This window comes from Mesorhizobium sp., assembly GCF_041661565.1.
GTDB lineage: Bacteria > Pseudomonadota > Alphaproteobacteria > Rhizobiales > Rhizobiaceae > Mesorhizobium.
This window is the reverse complement of sequence record NZ_JBAZUD010000018.1, coordinates 28,189-47,968: the sequence shown is the minus strand read 5'-3', so window position 1 is coordinate 47,968 and position 19,780 is coordinate 28,189. Positions and strand designations below refer to the sequence as shown.

Here is a 19,780-nt window from a genome sequence, read left to right as displayed (position 1 = left end):
GATCTCCTGGTCGATCTTCAGCCGGGCATCGACGATCTATCCGGTTGGCTGGTTCGCGTGTCCGGCGAAAATGGCGAGCTGCTGTGCGTGGTCGACGTGGCGGAGGCGGAAGCGGCAAGGCAGGCCAATCCGTAGGGCCTGACCGGCTTGCTGATGCGACGCAGCGCAAGGTCGGCTGTTCGAATGAGGCTAGTACCGTGCTGAGGCTAGCGCGTCCATTTTCCGATCAGATGGCTCATGTCCATGTCGAACAGCCTTTGCCGTGGAACATCGAAATACCAGATCCCAAAAGCCGCGAAGATCACCACCATGATCATCGGATACAAAGGGTCGAACACAAAGTTCAGCGGATGACGCTTTGGTTTTTCGGGATGTCTTCGCTCCCGACCGTATCTGAATTCATGGCCCAAGACATCACCCACGCCTCAACAGATACCATTCTAAATGATATGATGTTAAGAAAATCTATCAGCTTTCACTAACGTAATGTTGCATGACTGTGGTGTGCTCGAACGGCCATCGCAGACGCTGAAGGATTGTACCGGCAATAGCGGATACGTGCAGGCTCGAGTCCGTCCCAAGCCTGCCGAGGAGCGCGCCACCCGGAAAACGGGCAATCGTTCGCGTTCCAGCGAGCAGGACGAGGTCGCAGCGCAGGCGATCTGGGTAACCGCCGTACGGAAGACCGAACACGTTCCTGGAATTACTCTAGCTCGCGCGCCGGTATTTCGATGCGTTGACGCGGTTGCGACCGCCGCGCTTGGCGTCGTAAAGCGCCCTGTCGGCGGCGCTGAGCACCTTGTCGAAGCTGAGGCCTTCCTTGGCGCCGAATGCGAACCCTGCACTGACGGTGCACATGAAAGAGCCAGTTTCGGTCTTGATCTGGCGCGTCGCGAAACCGGTTCTTATGGCCTCGGCCGCCGCCTCCACCGTTTCAGGCAGCGCGCGCTTGATTACCAGCGCGAACTCTTCGCCGCCCATGCGCGCGGCGACGTCGGACGGACGAAGATTGCCGGCGAGTTCCCCGGCGAATATCCTGAGCACCTCGTCGCCGGCCGCGTGGCCGAATTCGTCGTTGATTGCCTTGAAATTATCGAGATCGAATACGACCACGGCGGTGAACGCGCCGACCGGGGCATTGCCGTGCAGGTCGAACAGGGCACGTCGATTGAGCAGGCCCGTCAAGGGATCGGTCAGCGCATTGTGGCGATGATGCCTGGCGAGGCGGCCCTGGTTGAGCGCCAGCGACAGGGCGCCGATGCCAGTCATGCTGGCAATGACGATGATGAGGCTCAATTCCTCGGCCCAATTGCTTGGCGCGTGTCCAAGGGCCAGCTTTCCATCGAGGGCCAGGACAAGGGCGCAGAGAGCGAAGGAGGCTGCCGTGGCCGAATAGAGGGCGGTGATGCCGATCGTCAGGGCTGGAGCTTCTTCGCGGCCTTTCCAGTATTCGCGCGCCGTCGCGAACAGGAGCAAGGCGGCAAACAGATTCTCGAACATGAAGGCGAGGCCGTCATAGCCCAAAGCCATCGGCGGCAGCGTCACGACCAGCGACACGCAGCCGAATATCGTGCGCGGCATCGGTGAGTCGCCGGTTCTGAACTGGTAGGCGGCCCCGAGCATGATTGAAAAGCCAAGCAGGAGCAGGGCAAGCGTCAAGACCCCCAGCAGTCGCCCGGGCATGTCGATATAGGCGTCGTACGCGAAGATATCGCTGACCACGAAAAACAGGCTGACTGCCCAAGTCAGCAGGAACTTCTCCGAGCGAGCGGTCAGCCACATGCCAAACAATGTCAGGCCAAGGCAGGCCGCGGAAAAACCTACGGCCAGCAAAAGTGAAGTGTAGTCCAGCGACATGCCCCTCGTTCCTTGCCGGCGGCGGTTCAGCTCTGCGGCTTGGCGTCCGGCAATCATGGAGCAAGGAAGTATCGATAAGGTTACGGATTGTGCCTAACATGTCACGAACGCCGGCTTGCCCAAAAGGGGACGTCGCGACCGGTGCGAAGCCGTCAATCCGTGACCCGCTTCATCAGGGCCATGGCTCCGAACGGCGCGCGGACCTTGCCCTCACTGATGAAATAGATGAACACATCCCGTGGTTTGACAGGAGCCTCTGTCGTGGGATCGGCCCGCCGGAGGTCGGCTGGCACCTTGCCTTGCGCCCAGATATCTGCCCGCTCGGCCCACTCGTCGAGTGCCTTGGGCGTGTAGCAGTCGGGATTGTCGTCACTGCCGGCCTGCAACCGCGCATAGACGAAATCGCCGGTCACATCGGCTATAGCGGGGTATTTGGCATGGTCGGCATAGACGATCGCCGCCTTGTACTTGCGCGCCAGTGCCACGAATTCGGGTACGATGAAGCTGTCGTTGCGCACCTCGAGGGCGTGACGCAGTGCTACGCCATCTTGCCTTTCGGGCAGCAACTTCAGAAAGGCCTCGAAATCGTCCGCATCGAATTTCTTGGTCGGCGCGAATTGCCACAGGATCGGCCCGAGCTTGTCGCCGAGCGCCGCGACGCCCGAACCGAGAAAGCGCGCCACGGATTCACCGGCCTCGCCGAGCACACGGCGGTTGGTGACAAAGCGGTTGCCCTTCAGCGCATAGACGAAACCGTCCGGCGCCTCATTGGCCCATTTGACGAAGGTCGGTTCCTTGAAGCTGGAATAGTAGGTGCCGTTGACCTCGATGCTGGGCACCTGGCGGCTGGCATAGTGGAGCTGCTTCGCCTTGGAGAGCTTCTCGGGATAGAAGGATGTGTCCCAAGGCTCAAACGTCCATCCGCCCATGCCGGCGCGAATTGTTCCCGATTTGCTCATTGTCGTCCTCCCCTAGGCAGAAAATCAGGCGGGCGCGATCCCGTCGATCAGCTTGGCCATGTCCCCGACTGACTCGGCCATGTCCCCGACTGGCTTGGCCATGCCCCCGACTGGCTTGGCCATGTCGACGAGCACCCATCCTTGCCGATATGGATTGGGCCTTCGACCCGTTTCGTGAAACCCATAGGCGAGATAGAGCGCGATGTTCCGCTCCATTCTCGCATTGGTATAGAGCCGTACCTCAGGCAGGCCCCACAATCGCGTCTGTTGCTCGGCGAAGTTGAGCAGCGCTACGCCGAAGCCATTGCCCTGAAATTGCGGTGCGACAGCGACGGAGAAGATCAACGCGTGGTCGTCGTGCCTTTCCAGCGTGAGCGCCCCGGCAAGCTGGGTGCCATCCTCCAGGAGCCAGACCTCGCCGCGCGCGACGCGCGGTGCATAATCCTCCGTGACCGGGATAGGCGGCGCGCCCAACAGCGCCGTGTAGGGCGCGTAGGCTGACTGGGTCAGCGAGACGATGGCTGGCAGATCGCCGTCAAATGCCCTCCGTGGGGTCATTGAAAAGCTCCCTGGGCGCCAACAGTCGCGCTCATCACTCCGCCGCTTCGCGCTTGCCCCCGGGGCGCCGCTCCAGCAGCTCCTTGAGAAATTGGCCGGTGTAGCTGCGCTTCTCGCGCACGATGGCTTCGGGCGTTCCCTGGGCGACCAGTTCGCCGCCGCCGTCGCCGCCCTCGGGGCCGAGGTCGAGCACCCAGTCTGCGGTCTTGATCACTTCGAGATTATGCTCGATGACCACGACCGTGTTGCCCTGGTCGACCAGTTCATGCAGCACTTCCAGCAGCTTGGCGACGTCGTGGAAGTGCAGTCCGGTGGTCGGCTCGTCGAGGATGTAGAGCGTCTTGCCGGTCGCCTTGCGCGACAGCTCCTTGGCGAGCTTGATGCGCTGCGCCTCGCCACCCGAAAGCGTCGTCGCCTGCTGGCCGATATGGATGTAGCCAAGGCCAACCTGGTTCAGCGTTTCCAGCTTGTCGCGCACGCCAGGCACGGCGGCGAAGAAATCGACGCCTTCCTCGACCGTCATGTCGAGCACGTCGGCGATCGACTTGCCCTTGAACAGGACATCGAGCGTCTCGCGATTGTAGCGCTTGCCGTGGCAGACATCGCAGGTGACATAGACGTCGGGCAGGAAGTGCATCTCGATCTTGATGACGCCGTCGCCCTGGCAGGCCTCGCAGCGGCCGCCCTTGACGTTGAAGGAGAAGCGTCCAGGCTGGTAGCCGCGCGCCTTGGCTTCCGGCAGGCCGGCGAACCAGTCGCGGATCGGCGTGAACGCGCCGGTATAGGTCGCCGGGTTCGAACGCGGCGTGCGGCCGATCGGCGACTGGTCGATGTCGATGACCTTGTCGAGGAATTCGAGACCCTCGATGCGGTCATGCTCGGCCGGATGCTCGCGCGACCCCATGATGCGGCGCGAGGCCGCCTTGAACAGTGTCTCGATCAGGAAAGTCGACTTGCCGCCGCCCGAAACGCCGGTGACCGCGGTGAAGGTGCCAAGCGGGATTTCGGCCGTGACGTTCTTGAGATTGTTGCCGCGCGCGCCGACGATTTTCAGGCGCCGACCCTTCTTGGCCTCGCGCCGCACGCCAGGCGTCGCCACTTCAAGTTCGCCCGACAGATATTTGCCGGTGATCGAATTGGGATTGGCCATGACCTGCTGCGGCGTGCCCTGGGCGATGATCTCGCCGCCATGGATGCCGGCGGCTGGGCCCATGTCGACGACATAGTCGGCATGCAGGATGGCGTCCTCGTCATGCTCGACGACGATGACCGTGTTGCCGATGTCACGCAGATGCTTCAGCGTATCCAGCAGCCGCGCATTGTCGCGCTGGTGCAGGCCGATCGACGGCTCGTCCAGCACGTAGAGCACGCCGGTGAGGCCGGAGCCAATCTGCGAGGCCAGCCGGATGCGCTGGCTCTCGCCGCCCGACAGCGTGCCGGAATTGCGCGACAGGGTGAGATAATCGAGCCCGACATCGTTGAGGAAGCGCAGGCGCTCGCGGATCTCCTTGAGCACCCGCACCGCGATCTCGTTCTGCTTGTCGTTGAGCTGCGCCGGCAGTGCGGTGAACCAGCTGTCGGCGTTGCGGATGGACTGTTCGGTGACCTCGCCGATGTGCTTGCCGGCAATCTTGACTGCCAGCGCTTCCGGCTTCAGCCGATAACCCTTGCAGGCGGGGCAGGGGGTTGCCGACATGAAACGCTCGATCTCCTCGCGCATCCAGGCGGATTCGGTCTCCTTCCAGCGGCGCTCCAGATTGGGGATGACGCCCTCGAAGGTCTTGGTCGTCTTGTAGGAACGCAGGCCATCATCGTACTGGAATGTGATTTCGCGCTCGCCCGTGCCGCGCAGGATGGCTTCCTTGGCTTCTTCGCTAAGGTCCCTGAACTTGTCGCCGAGCTTGAATCCGTAGGCCTTGCCCAACGCCTCCAGCGTCTGCGCGTAATAGGGCGAGGTCGACTTCGCCCAAGGGCTGACGGCGCCGTCGCGCAGCGAGATATTCTCGTCGGGAACAATCAGATTGCCGTCGATGGCGCGCTGGCTGCCGAGACCGTCGCAGGCCGGGCAGGCGCCGAATGGGTTGTTGAAGGAAAACAGCCGGGGCTCGATTTCCGGAATGGTGAAGCCCGACACGGGGCAGGCGAACTTCTCGGAGAAAAGAATGCGCTCATGCGTCTCGTTCTTTGACTTGTTGACCGAATCGACGCCGGTCTGGCTGGAGTCGAGCGGCTTGTCTGCGAATTCGGCCACTGCCAGCCCATCGGCCAGTTTCAGCGCGGTTTCGAGGGAGTCGGCCAGCCTTGTGGCGAGGTCGCCGCGCACGACGATGCGGTCGACGACGACGTCGAGGTCGTGCTTGTACTTCTTGTCGAGCGCCGGCACATCTGCGATCTCGTAGAAGACGCCGTCGACCTTGACGCGCTGAAAGCCCTTCTTCTGAAGTTCCAGCAGTTCCTTGCGGTATTCGCCTTTGCGGCCGCGCACCATCGGCGCCAGGATGAACAGGCGCGTGCCTTCCTCAACGGCCAGCACACGATCGACCATCTGGCTGACCGTCTGGCTTTCGATGGGCAGGCCGGTGGCCGGGGAATATGGAATGCCGACGCGTGCGAACAGAAGCCGCATATAGTCATAGATCTCGGTGACCGTGCCGACCGTCGAGCGTGGATTCTTCGACGTGGTCTTCTGTTCGATGGAGATGGCCGGCGATAGCCCGTCGATCTGGTCGACGTCCGGCTTCTGCATCATCTCGAGGAATTGCCGCGCATAGGCCGACAGGCTTTCGACATAGCGGCGCTGGCCCTCGGCATAGATCGTGTCAAAGGCGAGCGACGATTTGCCGGAGCCCGACAGGCCGGTCATGACGATGAGACTGTCACGCGGCAGATCGAGATCAACATTCTTCAGATTGTGTTCGCGCGCCCCGCGAACCGAAAGGAATTTATGGTCGGCCATCGCCGCTCGCCGCCTCGGATCTGGAATTCATGGGATTGGCGGGGTTTTCCCGACCACCCCCTATGTAGGTCTTTTTGCCGCCACGTCGAGAGACGCCACAACTCCCGACAGCAGTCGTTTAACCGTCTTTCACGCGAGGGGGCAAGCAGAAAGAACAAAGGCCGAACATGCTCCTGACAAAAGCTGTGCATCCTGGGTTGGGTCGAACAACCCGGCGATCACATTTTTCCTAATCGGCTAATGAGCGGTTGACGTCTTCGAACGAGGGGAGCAGACTCCAAACGTCAACGAAGCCGCCGTCTTTCGATGGCATCGCCGCCCAGAGGCGGTCTGCGAGACGCCGCAGGCAGTCGCGATCCGCGCTTCGGGACAGCACTGGTCACAGTGGACAAGGAGCGGAGCATGACGCCACCTGATAGTCCCCAAGGGCTCCACATCTGGTTGGAGCCGCGGCAGGCATAAGTGCCAGGGTTAGCGTTTCGCTTCCCGACAAACCGTGACCTGCCGTATCCCCCGAAAATCAGAGACTGCTAGTCGGATCGTCGGCTGACACCGCGAAGCATCCGAAATCACAGCCGGAAGTACACTTCCGGCACAGACTGGATTTGAGATCCAGAAAAGCCCCGTCCTACGCGTAAGCGCGGCGGGGCTGTTTTATGGAGCGGATGACAGGTGAATTGCGCCTTGTCAGTGACGCGGCAGCCCGGTCGCGCCGGCACCCATATCGACAGTGATGCTGCCGGAAATCCTGACGTCGGTATCGCCGATCTTGAACTGGCCAGTCCCATTGCTGGGGAACGCATCGTCGGGCTCAGGCGCGGGGGCTGGTTTGGCGATGCGATAATCGCTGGTAACCCCCGGCAAGGCGCCTGTCTGGTTGGGCGCAGAATTGTCACCGGCGCGTGCAGCGCCGGATAAGGAGCCGGCAATGACGACCGCCGCGACGGCGATGATGCGATGCGATTTCCGGTGCGCAGGGGTAGGGGTCATCGCAGGTTTATAGTGGCGTCTCGCCAACGGGACCAGACCGGTCTGTTCAAAACTTCGACACCGCGATGTCGAAGGACGGCAGATCCTCAAGTCGGGTGGGGCTATTCCCAGAGGACCGCGGGCCGAGGCGCTTCAAACCCCAACGACTCATCTCCTTGACATGCATGAGCGATGCCGATAGGAACGAACAGGGAACAAAAACCTTGTGCAAAAAGGCAGCCGCGGCAAGCGTCGGCTGTCCGAAGGCTGTAAGGTGCGCCAACAAAAATTTGTTCGGATGAGCGCGGAGAAGTGAGATGGCGGGTAGCGTCAACAAGGTCATTCTGGTCGGTAATCTCGGTGCCGATCCGGAAGTTCGCCGCCTGAATTCGGGCGAGCCGGTGGTCAACATCCGCATTGCCACCTCCGAAAGCTGGCGCGACAAGAATTCCGGCGAGCGCAAGGAAAAGACCGAGTGGCACAATGTCGTCATCTTCAATGAGCAGCTGGCCAAGGTCGCCGAGCAATATTTGAAGAAGGGCATGAAGGTCTATGTCGAGGGCCAGCTGCAGACGCGCAAGTGGCAGGACCAGACCGGCAACGACAAATACACGACGGAAGTCGTCCTGCAGAAATTCCGTGGCGAACTCCAGATGCTGGATGCACGCGGCCAAGGCGAGGGCGGGCAGGTTGGCGGCTATTCGGGCGGCGGAAGCCGAGGGTCCGATTTTGGCCAGTCCAGCCCGAGTGAGAGCTTCAATCGCGGTGGCGGCGCTCCCAAGGGCGGTGGTGGTGGTTCGTCACGCGAGCTGGACGACGAGATCCCGTTCTGAGCGGACGGATCCGCTAATCAGCGATCGATCGTTTAGATCAGTTCACCGCTTCATGGAAACGGCGACCTGCTCCAAATCTTTGTTTTGACGCAATTCCGGACGGAAAACGGCACACACTTTTCCTGGAATTGCTCTAGGCGATTGGTCGGCGCGCGATGCTGAGCAAGAGCTTCGCGACTGTTGAATTCCCATGGACCGTTGCCAAGGCGTGGTTGGGGACCGCGCAGATCCTGCGCTATCCCACCATCAGCGCCTTGATGCCGTCGGCCACGAACTGCACCGCAAGCGCCGCCAGGATGACGCCGAGCAACCGCGTCAGGATCGAGCGACCCGTGTGGCCGAGGATGCGGTCGATGCGCTCCGACAGCACGAACACCAGATAGGTTATGGCCAGGCAGACGAAGATGATGCCGACCAGTGCCGCCTGCGCGGCAAAGCCCTGAAACGAGCCGGAGAGCAGGACCGTTGCCGAAATCGCGCCGGGGCCTGCGATCAGCGGGATCGCCAGTGGGAACGCGGCGATGTTGTGGATCATGTCCTTGGTGATGGCGACGTCGCCGATCTTCTCCTTGCGGTCCTGCCGTCGCTCGAACACCATTTCGAAGGCGATGAAGAACAGCAGGAAGCCGCCGGCGACACGAAAGGCCGGCAACGTGATGCCGAACACGGCCAGGATTGAGGCGCCGGCAAGCGCGAACAGCGCCATCACCAGGAAGCCGATGATCGAGGCGCGCACCGATACCTGCTGGCGCTCCTCCCGATTCATGCCGCGTGTCACCGCAAGGAACAGCGGCGCCAGGCCGGGCGGATCGATGGTCACGAGAATGGTGACGAAGGCGTTGAACAAGCTGTCGAAGCTCGGCATCTCTAACCCCTGCACCCGGGCGCGGCCGGACCCTGACATTCGTAGAGCAAAGCCGGGCCTAGAGCAAAGCCATGTCGCTGGACGTCGCCGCAACGGCCGATCCAAGTTGCGGACGGTCGCGACGGTCCGGACCCAGCCGAGCGAGGGTCTTTCGCTTCAAGCCGATGGTCCTGGGATACGACGCCGCGACGGCAACGGCGTGACCGGCCAGCAAGACGCGGCATCCTAGCCGCCAGCCGGCCACGAGGCGTGGCGCACCGCCGTGGTTGGCGAGCCTCGGTCGGCATATCGTCGCAATCGGCGGTATCCTTTTGAAATCGCCAGCAAATATGACAGCGGAAAAGCGCCGCGAACATTGGAGTTTCGGGCCGGCTTCCTATATAAGCGGCAAGTGATTCCTGCAGAGATTGTGACCAGATTTGACTGACCAGAAGACACCGCGCGGCGCCGATGGCGGCCCAACGGGCATCGAGCCGATTTCGATCATCGAGGAGATGCAGCGTTCGTACCTCGATTACGCGATGAGCGTGATCGTCAGTCGTGCGCTACCCGACGTGCGCGACGGCCTCAAGCCGGTGCACCGCCGCATTCTCTTCGCCGCGCATGAGAGCGGCTACCACTGGAACCGCAAATATGTGAAGTCGGCGCGCCCGGTTGCCGACGTGATGGGTAAGTACCATCCGCATGGCGACGCGTCGATCTACGACGCCCTCGTGCGCATGGCGCAGGACTGGTCGCTGCGCGTGCCGCTGATCGACGGGCAGGGCAATTTTGGCTCGATCGACGGCGATCCGCCGGCGGCGATGCGCTACACGGAATCGCGCCTGACCAAGGTCGCGCACGAGCTGCTGGAGGATATCGACAAGGACACCGTCGATTTCCAGGACACCTACGATGCGTCCGGCAGCGAGCCGAAGGTGCTGCCCGCGCGGTTTCCCAATCTTCTCGTCAACGGCTCGGGCGGCATCGCCGTCGGCATGGCTACGAACATTCCGCCGCACAATCTGGGCGAGGTCTGCAACGCCGCCATTGCCATCATCGACAATCCGGCGATCGACCTGCCGGCGCTGATGGAGATCATCCCGGGGCCGGATTTCCCGACCGGCGGCATCGTGCTCGGCCGCTCCGGCATCTACAGCGCCTATTCGACCGGCCGCGGCTCCATCGTCATGCGCGGCAAGGTCAACATCGAGCAGCGCGGCAACGACCGTGAATCGATCATCATCACCGAAGTCCCCTATCAGGTGAACAAGTCGTCGATGATCGAGAAGATGGCCGAATTGGTGCGCGACAAGCGCATCGAGGGCATTTCCGACATCCGCGACGAAAGCGACCGCCAGGGGTATCGCGTCGTCATCGAGCTCAAGCGTGACGCCGTCGCCGACGTCATCCTCAACCAGCTTTACCGCTTCACGCCGCTGCAGACGTCGTTTGGCGCCAATATGGTGGCGCTGAACGGCGGCAAGCCCGAATTGCTGACGCTGACCGACATGCTGAAGGCCTTCGTGTCGTTCCGCGAAGAGGTAATCAGCCGGCGCACGAAGTTCCTGCTGCGCAAGGCGCGCGACCGCGCCCATGTGCTGGTTGGCCTCGCCATCGCCGTCGCCAACATCGACGAAGTCATCAAGCTGATCCGCACCGCGCCGGACCCGCAGACGGCGCGCGAGCAATTGATGGAACGGCGTTGGCCCTCCGGCGACGTCGAATCGCTGATCCTCTTGATCGACGATCCGCGCCATCGCATCAACGAGGATGGCACCTACAATCTGTCCGAGGAGCAGGCGCGCGCCATCCTCGAATTGCGCCTGCAGCGACTGACCGCGCTTGGACGCGACGAAATCGCCGATGAACTGAACACGATCGGCGACGAGATCAAGGACTACCTCGACATCCTGTCGTCCCGCGCGCGTATCCAGCAGATCGTCAAGGACGAACTGGCCGCCGTGCGCGACGAGTTCGGCACGCCACGCCGCACCGAACTCACCGACGGTGGCGCGGACATGGAAGACGAGGACCTGATCCAGCGCGAGGATATGGTCGTGACGGTGAGCCATTCGGGCTACATCAAGCGCGTGCCGCTGTCGCTCTACCGGGCGCAGCGCCGCGGCGGCAAGGGCCGCTCCGGCATGTCGACAAAGGACGAGGATTTCGTCACCCGGCTGTTCGTTGCCAACACGCACACGCCGGTGCTGTTCTTCTCCTCGCGCGGCATCGTCTACAAGGAGAAGGTCTGGCGGCTGCCGATCGGCAATCCGCAGTCGCGCGGCAAGGCGCTGATCAACATGCTGCCGCTGGAGCAGGGCGAGCGCATCACCACCATCATGCCGCTGCCCGAGGACGAGACCAGCTGGGGCGAACTTGACGTGATGTTCGCGACCACGCGCGGCACGGTGCGCCGCAACAAGCTTTCCGACTTCGTCCAGGTCAACCGCAACGGCAAGATCGCGATGAAACTGGAGGAAGAGGGCGACGAAATCCTCGGTGTCGAAACCTGCACCGACGATGACGACGTGCTGCTGACGGCCAGTTCCGGCCAGTGCATCCGGTTCCCGGTCGGCGACGTCCGCGTGTTCCAGAGCCGCAATTCTGTCGGCGTGCGCGGCATCACCATGGCCGAGACCGATCGCATCATCTCGATGTCGGTGATCGAGAATGTCGACGCGTCACCGGCCGAGCGCGCTGCCTATCTGAAGCGGGCAGCGGCGGAACGGCGGCTAGCCACCGGCATCGCTGCCGGTGAAGAGGAAGAGATCGCGCTGACCAATGAAGATGTCGGCGAGGAGACCGAGCTTTCCGACGAGCGCTACGAGTTCCTGAAGGCGCACGAGCAGTATGTGCTGACGGTGACCGAATTCGGTTACGGGAAGCGTTCCTCTTCCTACGATTTCAGGCTGACCGGACGTGGCGGCAAGGGCATCCGCGCCACCGACGTTTCAAAAGCGGCCGAGATCGGCAGGCTGGTTGCAACGTTCCCTGTCGGAAATGATGATCAGATCATGCTGGTGTCGGACGGCGGCACGGTCATCCGGGTCCCGGTGGCCGGAATCCGTTTTGCCAGCCGCGCGACGAAGGGCGTGACCATCTTCAACACCGCTGAAGGGGAAAAGGTGGTTTCGGTCGAGCGGATCTCTGAGCCCCAGGCTGAGGACGACATCGAAGAAGGTCTCGAGGACACTTCTGGGTCCGCTGCGGTTCCGGACGGTGCGCCGGATTCTACGGACTAGTCGCCGCTCCGATCGATCAGTCTACGCCGGCCAATGGCGGGCGTTCGGGCAGATCGAGGCTGGTTAGTAGTGGCGAAACGGTTTGCGCTGACCGAAGCCTTCATAGCGTTTTGTGGTCGCCTTGACGCGGACGCGCTGTGCTTCCTGATGCAACCCGAATACGGTGGCGATCAGCATGGCGACGGTCATTGCGGTGGCTAGCATGTAGATCAGCATGTGCGTGTTCTCCTGCGCCTTACAACGAGTAGATGGGACTTTGGTTTCATCTTATGAAGAAGCAAGCTAGTGAACGGTGCGTGAAGGCTTCGTGATCAGCGTGTTCATCTGTCGTTCATGGTCAAGAAAAGGTTCACGGCGCGCTTGCCAGTCGGAATTGCCTTATCGAGAGAAGCTCGCTACAGCCTGTTCCATCTTGGTGGACTGAAGATGGAACAGGCTCCAGCTTTCATTTGGGCATGATCTCCAGGACAAACGAAAACCATTTGTCCGCGAAAACCGATTTCCACTTTTTGGGATCATGCATTAGAAGCACCAGCCATGACTGAACGCATTGCCCTCTATGCCGGCTCCTTCGACCCGCTGACCAACGGCCATCTCGATGTGCTGAAGGCGTCGCTCGCGGTCGCCGACATCGTTTATGCCGCGATCGGCATTCACCCGGGCAAGACGCCGCTGTTCTCGTTCGAGGAGCGGGTGGCGCTGATCGAGACCGCCGCGAAAGCCGAATTCGGCCGGGATGGCGACCGCATCAAGGTGGTCGCCTTCGATGGGCTGGTCATCGACGCTGCCAGGAAGCAAGGCGCATCGATCATGATCCGCGGACTGCGCGATGGCACCGATCTCGACTATGAAATGCAGATGGCTGGCATGAACGAAACCATGGCCCCCAATTTGCAGACAGTGTTTCTGCCCGCCAGCCCTTCCGTGCGCACCATTACGGCCACACTTGTCCGCCAGATTGCCTCGATGGGGGGCGACATCCGTCCCTTCGTGCCGGCCGCGGTTGCCGGCGCGCTCACCGCCAAATTCGCGAAATAAGCCCGGAGAAAATCCTCATGCAGCTCAAAAGGCTCGCCTCGTTCCTTGTCGTGCTCGCCGGTCTTGTGACCGCATCCGTTTCGGCCTATGCCGCCGATCCGGAAAACACGATGATCATCACGTTGAAGGATGGCGATGTGACCATCGCGCTGCGTCCCGATCTGGCGCCCAAGCATGTCGCGCAGATCAAGAAGCTGGTGCGCCAGGGTGCCTATGACAATGTCGCCTTTCATCGCGTCATCGATGGCTTCATGGCGCAGACCGGCGACGTCAAGTTCGGCAATCTGAAAAAGGGCTTCAGCGCCGAGGCCGTCGGCACGGGGGGCTCCGATCTGCCCGACCTGCCGGCCGAGTTCTCGCAGACCGAGCACTACAAGCGCGGCGTGGTCGGCATGGCCCGTTCGCAGGACCCGAACTCCGCCAATTCACAGTTCTTCATCATGTTCGCGCCGGCGCCGCCGCTCGACGGCCAGTACACCATCGTCGGCAACGTCATCAGCGGCATGGAACTGGTGGATCACATCAAGAAGGGTGACGAGGCCGACAATGGCACGGTTTCCGATCCCGACCGGATGATCAAGGTGCGCATCGCCGCCGACAAGTAAATCTGTTTTTCAAAAGAGGATATATCACATGGCAGACATCCAGGACCGCGAGAACGCGCTCATCATGGAAACGACCAAGGGCACGGTCGTGATCGAACTACTCCCCGACCTGGCCCCTGGCCACGTTGCCCGCATCAAGGAACTCGCACGCGAAGGCGCCTATGATGGCGTGGTCTTCCATCGCGTCATCGAGGGCTTCATGGCCCAGACCGGCGACGTGAAGTTCGGCAACTCCAGCAAGCCCACATTCGCTCCGTCCCGGGCTGGCATGGGCGGCTCCGAAAAGCCCGATCTCAAGGCCGAATTCTCGAATGCCAACCATGGCCGCGGCACCTGTTCGATGGCCCGTTCGCAGAATCCGAACTCGGCCAACTCACAGTTCTTCATCTGCTTCGACGACGCAGCCTTCCTCAATCGCCAGTATACGGTCTGGGGCCAGGTCATCGAAGGCATGGACAATGTCGACAAGATCAAGCGTGGCGAGCCGGTGCCGGATCCCGACAAGATCGTGTCGCTGAAGGTCGCGGCCGACGTCAAATAGGGAAAACGACAATGATGGGCGTCGTCTGGTCGATTCTCGGCATCCTGTCCGGCGCCTTCATTGCCATTCAGGCCCCGATCAATTCGCAACTGGCGCGCGGCCTGGGTCTCCCGGTCGCTGCGGCGGCGTTCTCGTTTCTTTCGGGCGCGGTCGTGCTCGGCATCATCTCCCTTGCCCTGGTGAAGTTGCAAGGCATATCGCTTGACTGGAAGGCGCCGGCCCCGTGGTTGTTCGTGGCCGGCGGCATGCTGGGCGGCTTCTATGTCACGTTGTCGACGATCCTGACCCCACGCATCGGGGCCGCTGCCCTCATGGCGTTCCTCGTAGCCGGCCAGTTGCTGGCCGGCATGCTGATCGACCGCATCGGGTTCCTCGGCGTGGCGGTGCGTGAAATCTCGCTGGGCCGCGTCGCCGGCGCGGTGCTTCTCCTGGCCGGAGCGCTGCTCGTCCGGCTGTTTTGATTTCCAATGCGCGTCGACCTTTTTGACTTCGATCTGCCGGATGAGCGCATCGCGCTTCGCCCGGCACAGCCGCGCGACAGTGCCAGGATGCTGGTGGTCAAGCCCGGCGAAGGGCTGGGCGACCGGACGGTTGCCGACCTGCCATCCTTGCTCAAGGCCGGCGACGTGCTGGTTTTCAACGACACCAAGGTTATTCCCGCGCAGCTTAGGGGTGTCCGTCAGCGCGGCGAGGCGAGGGCGCAAGTCGATGCCACGCTGCACATGCGCGTGGCGCCGGATCGATGGCTGGCCTTCATGCGGCCGGGCAAACGCATCGCTGTCGGCGACCGCATCCATTTCGGCCATGACGGCAGTTCCTGCTTCCTCGGGCAACTCGATGCCACGGTGATCGAGAAGGGCGATGGCGGCCAGGCGCTGCTCGGCTTCGACCTGTCGGGTCCGTTCCTCGACGAGGCGCTGCACGCCGTCGGCCACATTCCGTTGCCGCCCTACATCGCCTCCAAGCGCGACGACGACGAGCGCGACCGCGCCGACTACCAGACTATCTATGCCAGGGAGGAGGGCGCCGTCGCGGCGCCCACGGCGGGCCTGCATTTCACCCCGGAGCTGTTCGCCGCGCTCGACGCCAAGGGCGTCGAACGCCGCTTCGTCACCTTGCATGTCGGTGCCGGCACGTTCCTGCCGGTGAAGGTGGACGACACCGCCGACCACAAGATGCATGCCGAGACCGGGTCGGTCAGCCAGGCGACAGCCGATGCCCTGAACGCGGCGAAGGCGAGGGGCGGGCGCATCATTGCGGTGGGCACGACATCGCTGCGCCTGATAGAGAGCGCCGCGCGCGCGGATGGCACGCTGGCGCCCTGGTCTGGCCCGACCGAGATTTTCATCACGCCGGGCTACCGTTTTCGCACCGCCGATCTGCTGATGACGAATTTCCACCTGCCGCGCTCGACGCTATTCATGCTGGTTTCTGCTTTCAGTGGCCTGGAAACGATGCGCGCGGCCTATGCGCATGCGATCGAAAATGGCTACAGATTTTACTCGTATGGCGATGCGAGCCTTCTCTACCGAGCGGAGATGAGCGATGGACGATGACCTGCAAGCCTTTGACCGTGAAAGTCTGATCGCGGAAGTGAAAAAGCTGCGCGCCGCGATCCGGGCGCACCGAGATACATCGGGCCATGATCTCTGCTGGCATCATCCCGACCTGTGGGATCTGCTGCCCGAGAAGACCGAGCCATCGATCGCCGTGCCGCCCTGGCCGAAATTCATGCGCGGCTGCGTCCAATACCGTCAGTCGCTCGACAGCCAGGCACCCGGCGCGCCCGTGCACGACAAGGAATTCAATGGCTAAGCCGTTCACCTTCAAGGTTCTGGCAACCGACGGCAAGGCGCGGCGCGGCGTCATCGACATGCCGCGCGGCGAAATCCGCACGCCGGCCTTCATGCCGGTCGGCACTGGCGGCACCGTCAAGGCCATGTACATGGACCAGGTGCGCGGCGTCGGCTCCGACATCATCCTCGGCAACACATATCATCTCATGCTGCGGCCCGGCGCCGAGCGCGTGGCACGATTGGGCGGTCTGCACGAATTCGCCCGCTGGCCGCATCCGATTCTGACCGACAGCGGCGGCTTCCAGGTGATGTCGCTGTCGAAGCTGCGAAAACTGACAGAGAAGGGCGTCACCTTCCGGTCGCACATCGACGGTGCCGCCTACGAGATGTCGCCGGAGCGCTCCATAGAAATCCAGGGCCTGCTCGATTCCGACATTCAGATGCAGCTCGACGAATGCACGGCGCTGCCCGCGGAGTTAAAGGAAATCGAGCGTGCCATGGAGTTGTCGCTGCGCTGGGCCGAGCGCTGCAAGACGGCCTTCGGTGACCAACCGGGCAAGGCCATGTTCGGCATCGTCCAGGGCGGCGATAATGCGGAGCTTCGGGTCCGTTCGGCGCAGGCCTTGAGCGCGATGGACCTGAAGGGATATGCGGTCGGTGGGCTGGCGGTCGGCGAGCCGCAGGCGGTGATGCTCGATATGCTCGACATCACCTGTCCGGAACTGCCTGACGACAAGCCGCGCTACCTGATGGGGGTCGGTACCCCCGACGATATCCTGAAATCGGTGGCGCGTGGCATCGACATGTTCGATTGCGTGATGCCGACGCGGGCCGGCCGGCATGGCCTCGCCTACACCAGGCGCGGTAAGGTCAATCTGCGCAATGCCCGCCATGCCGATGACCCGCGCCCGCTCGACGAGGAAAGCGACTGCCCTGCCGTGCGCGACTATTCGCGCGCCTATCTGCACCATCTGGTGAGATCGCAGGAAGCGCTCGGCGCCATGCTGCTGACCTGGAACAATCTTTCCTATTATCAGAAGCTGATGCAGGACATCCGCGCCGCGATCGAGACAGGCACCTTCGAGGCACGAGGGGCCGAGATCACAGAGGCCTGGGCGAGGGGCGATATCCCGGCGCTGTAACCCTCAGGTGCTCAGCGAATTCGAGGCGCGCAGGCTGCAGCCGGTGATCTGGAACGTGCCGTCGGGCTGCTGCTGCAGCGTATACACCGCTTCGTAGTCCTTGCCGTCGGGTCCGACGATCAGCACCTGCTGGACGATCGAACCCGGGCTCGTCTCCTCCACCTTGCCGAAGGCATAGGTCTGCGGCTTGCGCACCGGCGGGTAGCCGTTGGTCACCATGTTCATGAAGGCATCGACGGTCGGGAATATTTGCTTCACATTCGGCGCGGCAAAGCTGTAGGCCTTGGCCCCGTCATTGGCGATGAGGGCTCTGAGCTGTCCGTCGATAGCACCCTGGCCGGCCTTGATTTCGGCATCGCCCGCGAACGCCGACGACGCGACGATGAATGGAATGACTGCGAATGCCAAATAAGCGCGGCGCATGCCTGTCTCCGTTTTCCTCGAAAGATGGCCCCTCGGAAATGATGCGGTCTGAAGACGCATCATAACATACGCTTGGCGAGGCGTCCGGGTTTCAAGGATCGTGAAGGCGGAGGGCGCGGACAATCGCGCAGCGCGTCGGCAGACAACAAAAGGCCCCTGAAGGACGAGAATCCTTCAGGGGCCTGGGTGTCGGATTGGTATTAGACCGAGTAGTACATGTCGTATTCGACGGGATGCGGGGTCATTTCGAAGCGCATCACCTCGGCCATCTTCAACTCGATGTAGCTGTCGATCTGGTCGTCGTCGAAGACGCCGCCGGCTTTCAGGAAGCCGCGGTCCTTGTCGAGGCTTTGCAGAGCCTCACGCAGCGAACCGCACACGGTCGGGATCTTCTTCAATTCCTTCGGCGGCAGGTCGTAGAGATCCTTGTCCATCGGCTGGCCGGGATGGATCTTGTTCTTGATGCCGTCCAGGCCGGCCATCAGCAGCGCCGCGAAGCCGAGGTAGGGGTTCGCGCCCGGATCGGGGAAGCGGATCTCGACGCGCTTGGACTTGGGCGACGAGCCGAACGGAATGCGGCAGGACGCGGAGCGGTTGCGCGCCGAATAGGCGAGCAGCACCGGCGCTTCATAGCCAGGCACCAGACGCTTGTAGGAATTGGTCAGCGGGTTGGTGAAGGCATTGATGGCCTTGGCATGCTTGATTATGCCGCCGATGTAGAACAGGCAGCTTTCCGAGAGCCCGGCATATTCATTGCCCGCGAAGGTCGGCTTGCCATTCTTCCAGATCGACATGTGAACGTGCATGCCGGAACCGTTGTCGCCGAAGATCGGCTTCGGCATGAAGGTGGCCGTCTTGCCATAGGCGTTGGCAACCTGATGCACCACATATTTGTAGATCAGCATCTTGTCGGCGTTGCGCACCAGCGCGTCGAACTTGATGCCAAGCTCGTGCTGGGCAGCCGCCACCTCATGGTGGTGCTTTTCGACGCGCACGCCCATCTCGGCGAGCACGGTCAACATCTCGGAGCGCATGTCCTGCGCGGAATCGATCGGCGGCACCGGAAAATAGCCGCCCTTGACGCGCGGGCGGTGGCCGAGATTGCCGGTCTCGTAGTCGGTGTCGTCGTTCGACGGCAGTTCGGTGGAATCGAGCTTGAAGCCGGTGTTGTAGGGATCGGCCTTGTACTTGACGTCGTCGAAGACGAAAAACTCGGCCTCGGGGCCGACAAAGATGGTGTCGCCGATGCCTTCCGCCTTCATGTAGGCCTCGGCCTTCTTGGCCGTGCCACGCGGATCACGATTGTAGGATTCTCCCGAAACCGGGTCGAGGATGTCGCACAGGATAACCATGGTCGACTGCGCGAAGAACGGATCCATGTGGACCGTGTCCGGATCGGGCATGAGAACCATGTCGGACTCGTTGATGGCTTTCCAGCCGGCAATCGAGGAACCGTCGAACATGACGCCGTCGGCGAACATATCTTCCTCGACCTCGACGACATCCATCGTCACGTGTTGCAGCTTGCCCTTCGGGTCGGTGAAGCGCAGGTCAACGAATTTCACGTCGTTGTCCTTGATCTGCTTCATGATGTCTTTGGCTGTCGTCATGTCATTTGTCCCTGTTTAATGACGTTTCTTGGTGATGGCGTCCCGGAAGCATGGCGGTCCGGATCAGACCGCGTCCATGCCCGTTTCGCCAGTGCGGATTCGCACGACCTCCTCGATGTTGGAAACGAAGATCTTTCCGTCGCCGATACGACCGGTCTGGGCCGCCTTGCGGATAGCCTCGATCGCACCTTCGACCGCGTCGTCGCCCAGCACAACCTCGATCTTCACCTTGGGCAGGAAATCGACGACATATTCGGCGCCGCGATAGAGTTCGGTATGGCCCTTCTGGCGGCCGAAGCCCTTGGCCTCGGTCACGGTGATACCCTGCAGTCCGGCCTCCTGAAGCGCTTCCTTCACCTCGTCCAGCTTGAATGGCTTTATGATCGCTTCGATCTTCTTCATGT

Annotated in this window: 20 protein-coding genes; 9 read left to right on the top strand and 11 right to left on the bottom strand. The window is 62.0% G+C overall.

Annotated elements, in window-relative coordinates; genetic code table 11:
* Window positions 1–206: 206 nt before the first annotated feature.
* The 6 genes from WC739_RS05550 to WC739_RS05525 all read right to left on the bottom strand — a co-directional run bounded on the left by WC739_RS05550 (window position 207) and on the right by WC739_RS05525 (window position 7,320).
* Entirely contained in the window at window positions 207–338 is a 132-nt protein-coding gene (locus WC739_RS05550) for a hypothetical protein (RefSeq protein WP_372952016.1), read from the bottom strand.
* A 370-nt stretch (window positions 339–708) separates the two neighbouring features.
* Window positions 709–1,857: a GGDEF domain-containing protein gene (locus WC739_RS05545; RefSeq protein WP_372952015.1), complete on the bottom strand. Its 1,149-nt coding sequence runs from the start codon at window positions 1,855–1,857 to the stop codon at window positions 709–711.
* Window positions 1,858–2,009: 152 nt separating this feature from the next.
* The gene (locus WC739_RS05540; protein WP_372952014.1) at window positions 2,010–2,816 is read right to left on the bottom strand and encodes a DUF72 domain-containing protein; all 807 of its coding nucleotides are present in this window, start codon (window positions 2,814–2,816) and stop codon (window positions 2,010–2,012) included.
* 24 nt (window positions 2,817–2,840) lie between these two features.
* Window positions 2,841–3,374 carry a GNAT family N-acetyltransferase gene (locus WC739_RS05535; RefSeq protein ID WP_372952013.1) on the bottom strand — a complete coding sequence of 178 codons (534 nt, stop codon included), beginning with the start codon at window positions 3,372–3,374 and terminating at the stop codon, window positions 2,841–2,843.
* 34 nt (window positions 3,375–3,408) lie between these two features.
* Window positions 3,409–6,330: an excinuclease ABC subunit UvrA gene (uvrA, locus tag WC739_RS05530; RefSeq protein WP_372952012.1), complete on the bottom strand. Its 2,922-nt coding sequence runs from the start codon at window positions 6,328–6,330 to the stop codon at window positions 3,409–3,411.
* Between the two features lie 687 nt (window positions 6,331–7,017).
* Window positions 7,018–7,320 carry a hypothetical protein gene (locus WC739_RS05525; protein WP_372952011.1) on the bottom strand — a complete coding sequence of 101 codons (303 nt, stop codon included), beginning with the start codon at window positions 7,318–7,320 and terminating at the stop codon, window positions 7,018–7,020.
* Between the two features lie 296 nt (window positions 7,321–7,616).
* On the opposite strand from WC739_RS05525, the gene WC739_RS05520 reads away from it, so the two are divergent.
* Window positions 7,617–8,132, top strand: coding sequence for a single-stranded DNA-binding protein (locus WC739_RS05520; RefSeq protein ID WP_372952010.1), 516 nt, complete (start codon window positions 7,617–7,619; stop codon window positions 8,130–8,132).
* A gap of 235 nt (window positions 8,133–8,367) precedes the next feature.
* Here WC739_RS05520 and WC739_RS05515 read toward each other — a convergent pair whose 3' ends face one another.
* Window positions 8,368–8,997, bottom strand: coding sequence for a MarC family protein (locus WC739_RS05515; RefSeq protein WP_372952009.1), 630 nt, complete (start codon window positions 8,995–8,997; stop codon window positions 8,368–8,370).
* 419 nt (window positions 8,998–9,416) lie between these two features.
* Here WC739_RS05515 and gyrA point away from each other — a divergent pair, with 419 nt between their 5' ends.
* The gene (gyrA, locus tag WC739_RS05510; protein ID WP_372952008.1) at window positions 9,417–12,221 is read left to right on the top strand and encodes a DNA gyrase subunit A; all 2,805 of its coding nucleotides are present in this window, start codon (window positions 9,417–9,419) and stop codon (window positions 12,219–12,221) included.
* Between the two features lie 63 nt (window positions 12,222–12,284).
* Here the strand turns inward: gyrA and WC739_RS05505 are convergent, their stop codons facing one another.
* Entirely contained in the window at window positions 12,285–12,437 is a 153-nt protein-coding gene (locus WC739_RS05505; protein WP_372952007.1) for a hypothetical protein, read from the bottom strand.
* Between the two features lie 321 nt (window positions 12,438–12,758).
* Here WC739_RS05505 and coaD point away from each other — a divergent pair, with 321 nt between their 5' ends.
* From coaD to tgt, 7 genes are all read left to right on the top strand, one after another.
* A complete protein-coding gene (gene coaD, locus WC739_RS05500) occupies window positions 12,759–13,259 on the top strand; it encodes a pantetheine-phosphate adenylyltransferase (protein WP_372952006.1) in 501 nt (166 codons plus the stop codon).
* Between the two features lie 110 nt (window positions 13,260–13,369).
* Window positions 13,370–13,864, top strand: coding sequence for a peptidylprolyl isomerase (locus tag WC739_RS05495; protein ID WP_372952017.1), 495 nt, complete (start codon window positions 13,370–13,372; stop codon window positions 13,862–13,864).
* Window positions 13,865–13,892: 28 nt separating this feature from the next.
* Entirely contained in the window at window positions 13,893–14,405 is a 513-nt protein-coding gene (locus WC739_RS05490) for a peptidylprolyl isomerase (RefSeq protein ID WP_372952005.1), read from the top strand.
* A gap of 11 nt (window positions 14,406–14,416) precedes the next feature.
* Window positions 14,417–14,866: a DMT family transporter gene (locus WC739_RS05485; protein ID WP_372952004.1), complete on the top strand. Its 450-nt coding sequence runs from the start codon at window positions 14,417–14,419 to the stop codon at window positions 14,864–14,866.
* A 6-nt stretch (window positions 14,867–14,872) separates the two neighbouring features.
* Complete coding sequence (queA, locus tag WC739_RS05480; RefSeq protein WP_372952003.1) at window positions 14,873–15,961, top strand: tRNA preQ1(34) S-adenosylmethionine ribosyltransferase-isomerase QueA; 1,089 nt, start codon at window positions 14,873–14,875, stop codon at window positions 15,959–15,961.
* Window positions 15,951–16,220: a hypothetical protein gene (locus WC739_RS05475; protein ID WP_372952002.1), complete on the top strand. Its 270-nt coding sequence runs from the start codon at window positions 15,951–15,953 to the stop codon at window positions 16,218–16,220. Before queA ends, WC739_RS05475 begins: the two co-directional genes overlap by 11 nt.
* The gene (gene tgt / locus WC739_RS05470) at window positions 16,213–17,343 is read left to right on the top strand and encodes a tRNA guanosine(34) transglycosylase Tgt (protein ID WP_372952001.1); all 1,131 of its coding nucleotides are present in this window, start codon (window positions 16,213–16,215) and stop codon (window positions 17,341–17,343) included. Before WC739_RS05475 ends, tgt begins: the two co-directional genes overlap by 8 nt.
* Window positions 17,344–17,346: 3 nt before the next feature.
* Here tgt and WC739_RS05465 read toward each other — a convergent pair whose 3' ends face one another.
* The 3 genes from WC739_RS05465 to WC739_RS05455 form a co-directional block, all read right to left on the bottom strand.
* On the bottom strand, window positions 17,347–17,766 hold the full coding sequence (locus WC739_RS05465) for a DUF4864 domain-containing protein (protein WP_372952000.1): 420 nt from the start codon (window positions 17,764–17,766) through the stop codon (window positions 17,347–17,349).
* A gap of 200 nt (window positions 17,767–17,966) precedes the next feature.
* On the bottom strand, window positions 17,967–19,376 hold the full coding sequence (glnA, locus tag WC739_RS05460; protein WP_372951999.1) for a type I glutamate--ammonia ligase: 1,410 nt from the start codon (window positions 19,374–19,376) through the stop codon (window positions 17,967–17,969).
* Window positions 19,377–19,439: 63 nt separating this feature from the next.
* Window positions 19,440–19,778 carry a P-II family nitrogen regulator gene (locus WC739_RS05455; protein WP_006205430.1) on the bottom strand — a complete coding sequence of 113 codons (339 nt, stop codon included), beginning with the start codon at window positions 19,776–19,778 and terminating at the stop codon, window positions 19,440–19,442.
* Window positions 19,779–19,780 lie beyond the last annotated feature (2 nt).

Bases quoted from the DNA above. Each gene is read 5' to 3' on its own strand.
- WC739_RS05545 (WP_372952015.1), bottom strand. From the start codon at position 1,857: ATGTCGCTGGACTACACTTCACTTTTGCTGGCCGTAGGTTTTTCCGCG.
- WC739_RS05540 (WP_372952014.1), bottom strand. From the start codon at position 2,816: ATGAGCAAATCGGGAACAATTCGCGCCGGCATGGGCGGATGGACGTTT.
- WC739_RS05535 (WP_372952013.1), bottom strand. From the start codon at position 3,374: ATGACCCCACGGAGGGCATTTGACGGCGATCTGCCAGCCATCGTCTCG.
- uvrA (WP_372952012.1), bottom strand. From the start codon at position 6,330: ATGGCCGACCATAAATTCCTTTCGGTTCGCGGGGCGCGCGAACACAAT.
- WC739_RS05525 (WP_372952011.1), bottom strand. From the start codon at position 7,320: ATGACCCCTACCCCTGCGCACCGGAAATCGCATCGCATCATCGCCGTC.
- WC739_RS05520 (WP_372952010.1), top strand. From the start codon at position 7,617: ATGGCGGGTAGCGTCAACAAGGTCATTCTGGTCGGTAATCTCGGTGCC.
- WC739_RS05515 (WP_372952009.1), bottom strand. From the start codon at position 8,997: ATGCCGAGCTTCGACAGCTTGTTCAACGCCTTCGTCACCATTCTCGTG.
- WC739_RS05505 (WP_372952007.1), bottom strand. From the start codon at position 12,437: ATGCTGATCTACATGCTAGCCACCGCAATGACCGTCGCCATGCTGATC.
- coaD (WP_372952006.1), top strand. From the start codon at position 12,759: ATGACTGAACGCATTGCCCTCTATGCCGGCTCCTTCGACCCGCTGACC.
- WC739_RS05495 (WP_372952017.1), top strand. From the start codon at position 13,370: ATGATCATCACGTTGAAGGATGGCGATGTGACCATCGCGCTGCGTCCC.
- WC739_RS05490 (WP_372952005.1), top strand. From the start codon at position 13,893: ATGGCAGACATCCAGGACCGCGAGAACGCGCTCATCATGGAAACGACC.
- WC739_RS05485 (WP_372952004.1), top strand. From the start codon at position 14,417: ATGATGGGCGTCGTCTGGTCGATTCTCGGCATCCTGTCCGGCGCCTTC.
- queA (WP_372952003.1), top strand. From the start codon at position 14,873: ATGCGCGTCGACCTTTTTGACTTCGATCTGCCGGATGAGCGCATCGCG.
- WC739_RS05475 (WP_372952002.1), top strand. From the start codon at position 15,951: ATGGACGATGACCTGCAAGCCTTTGACCGTGAAAGTCTGATCGCGGAA.
- tgt (WP_372952001.1), top strand. From the start codon at position 16,213: ATGGCTAAGCCGTTCACCTTCAAGGTTCTGGCAACCGACGGCAAGGCG.
- WC739_RS05465 (WP_372952000.1), bottom strand. From the start codon at position 17,766: ATGCGCCGCGCTTATTTGGCATTCGCAGTCATTCCATTCATCGTCGCG.
- glnA (WP_372951999.1), bottom strand. From the start codon at position 19,376: ATGACGACAGCCAAAGACATCATGAAGCAGATCAAGGACAACGACGTG.
- WC739_RS05455 (WP_006205430.1), bottom strand. From the start codon at position 19,778: ATGAAGAAGATCGAAGCGATCATAAAGCCATTCAAGCTGGACGAGGTG.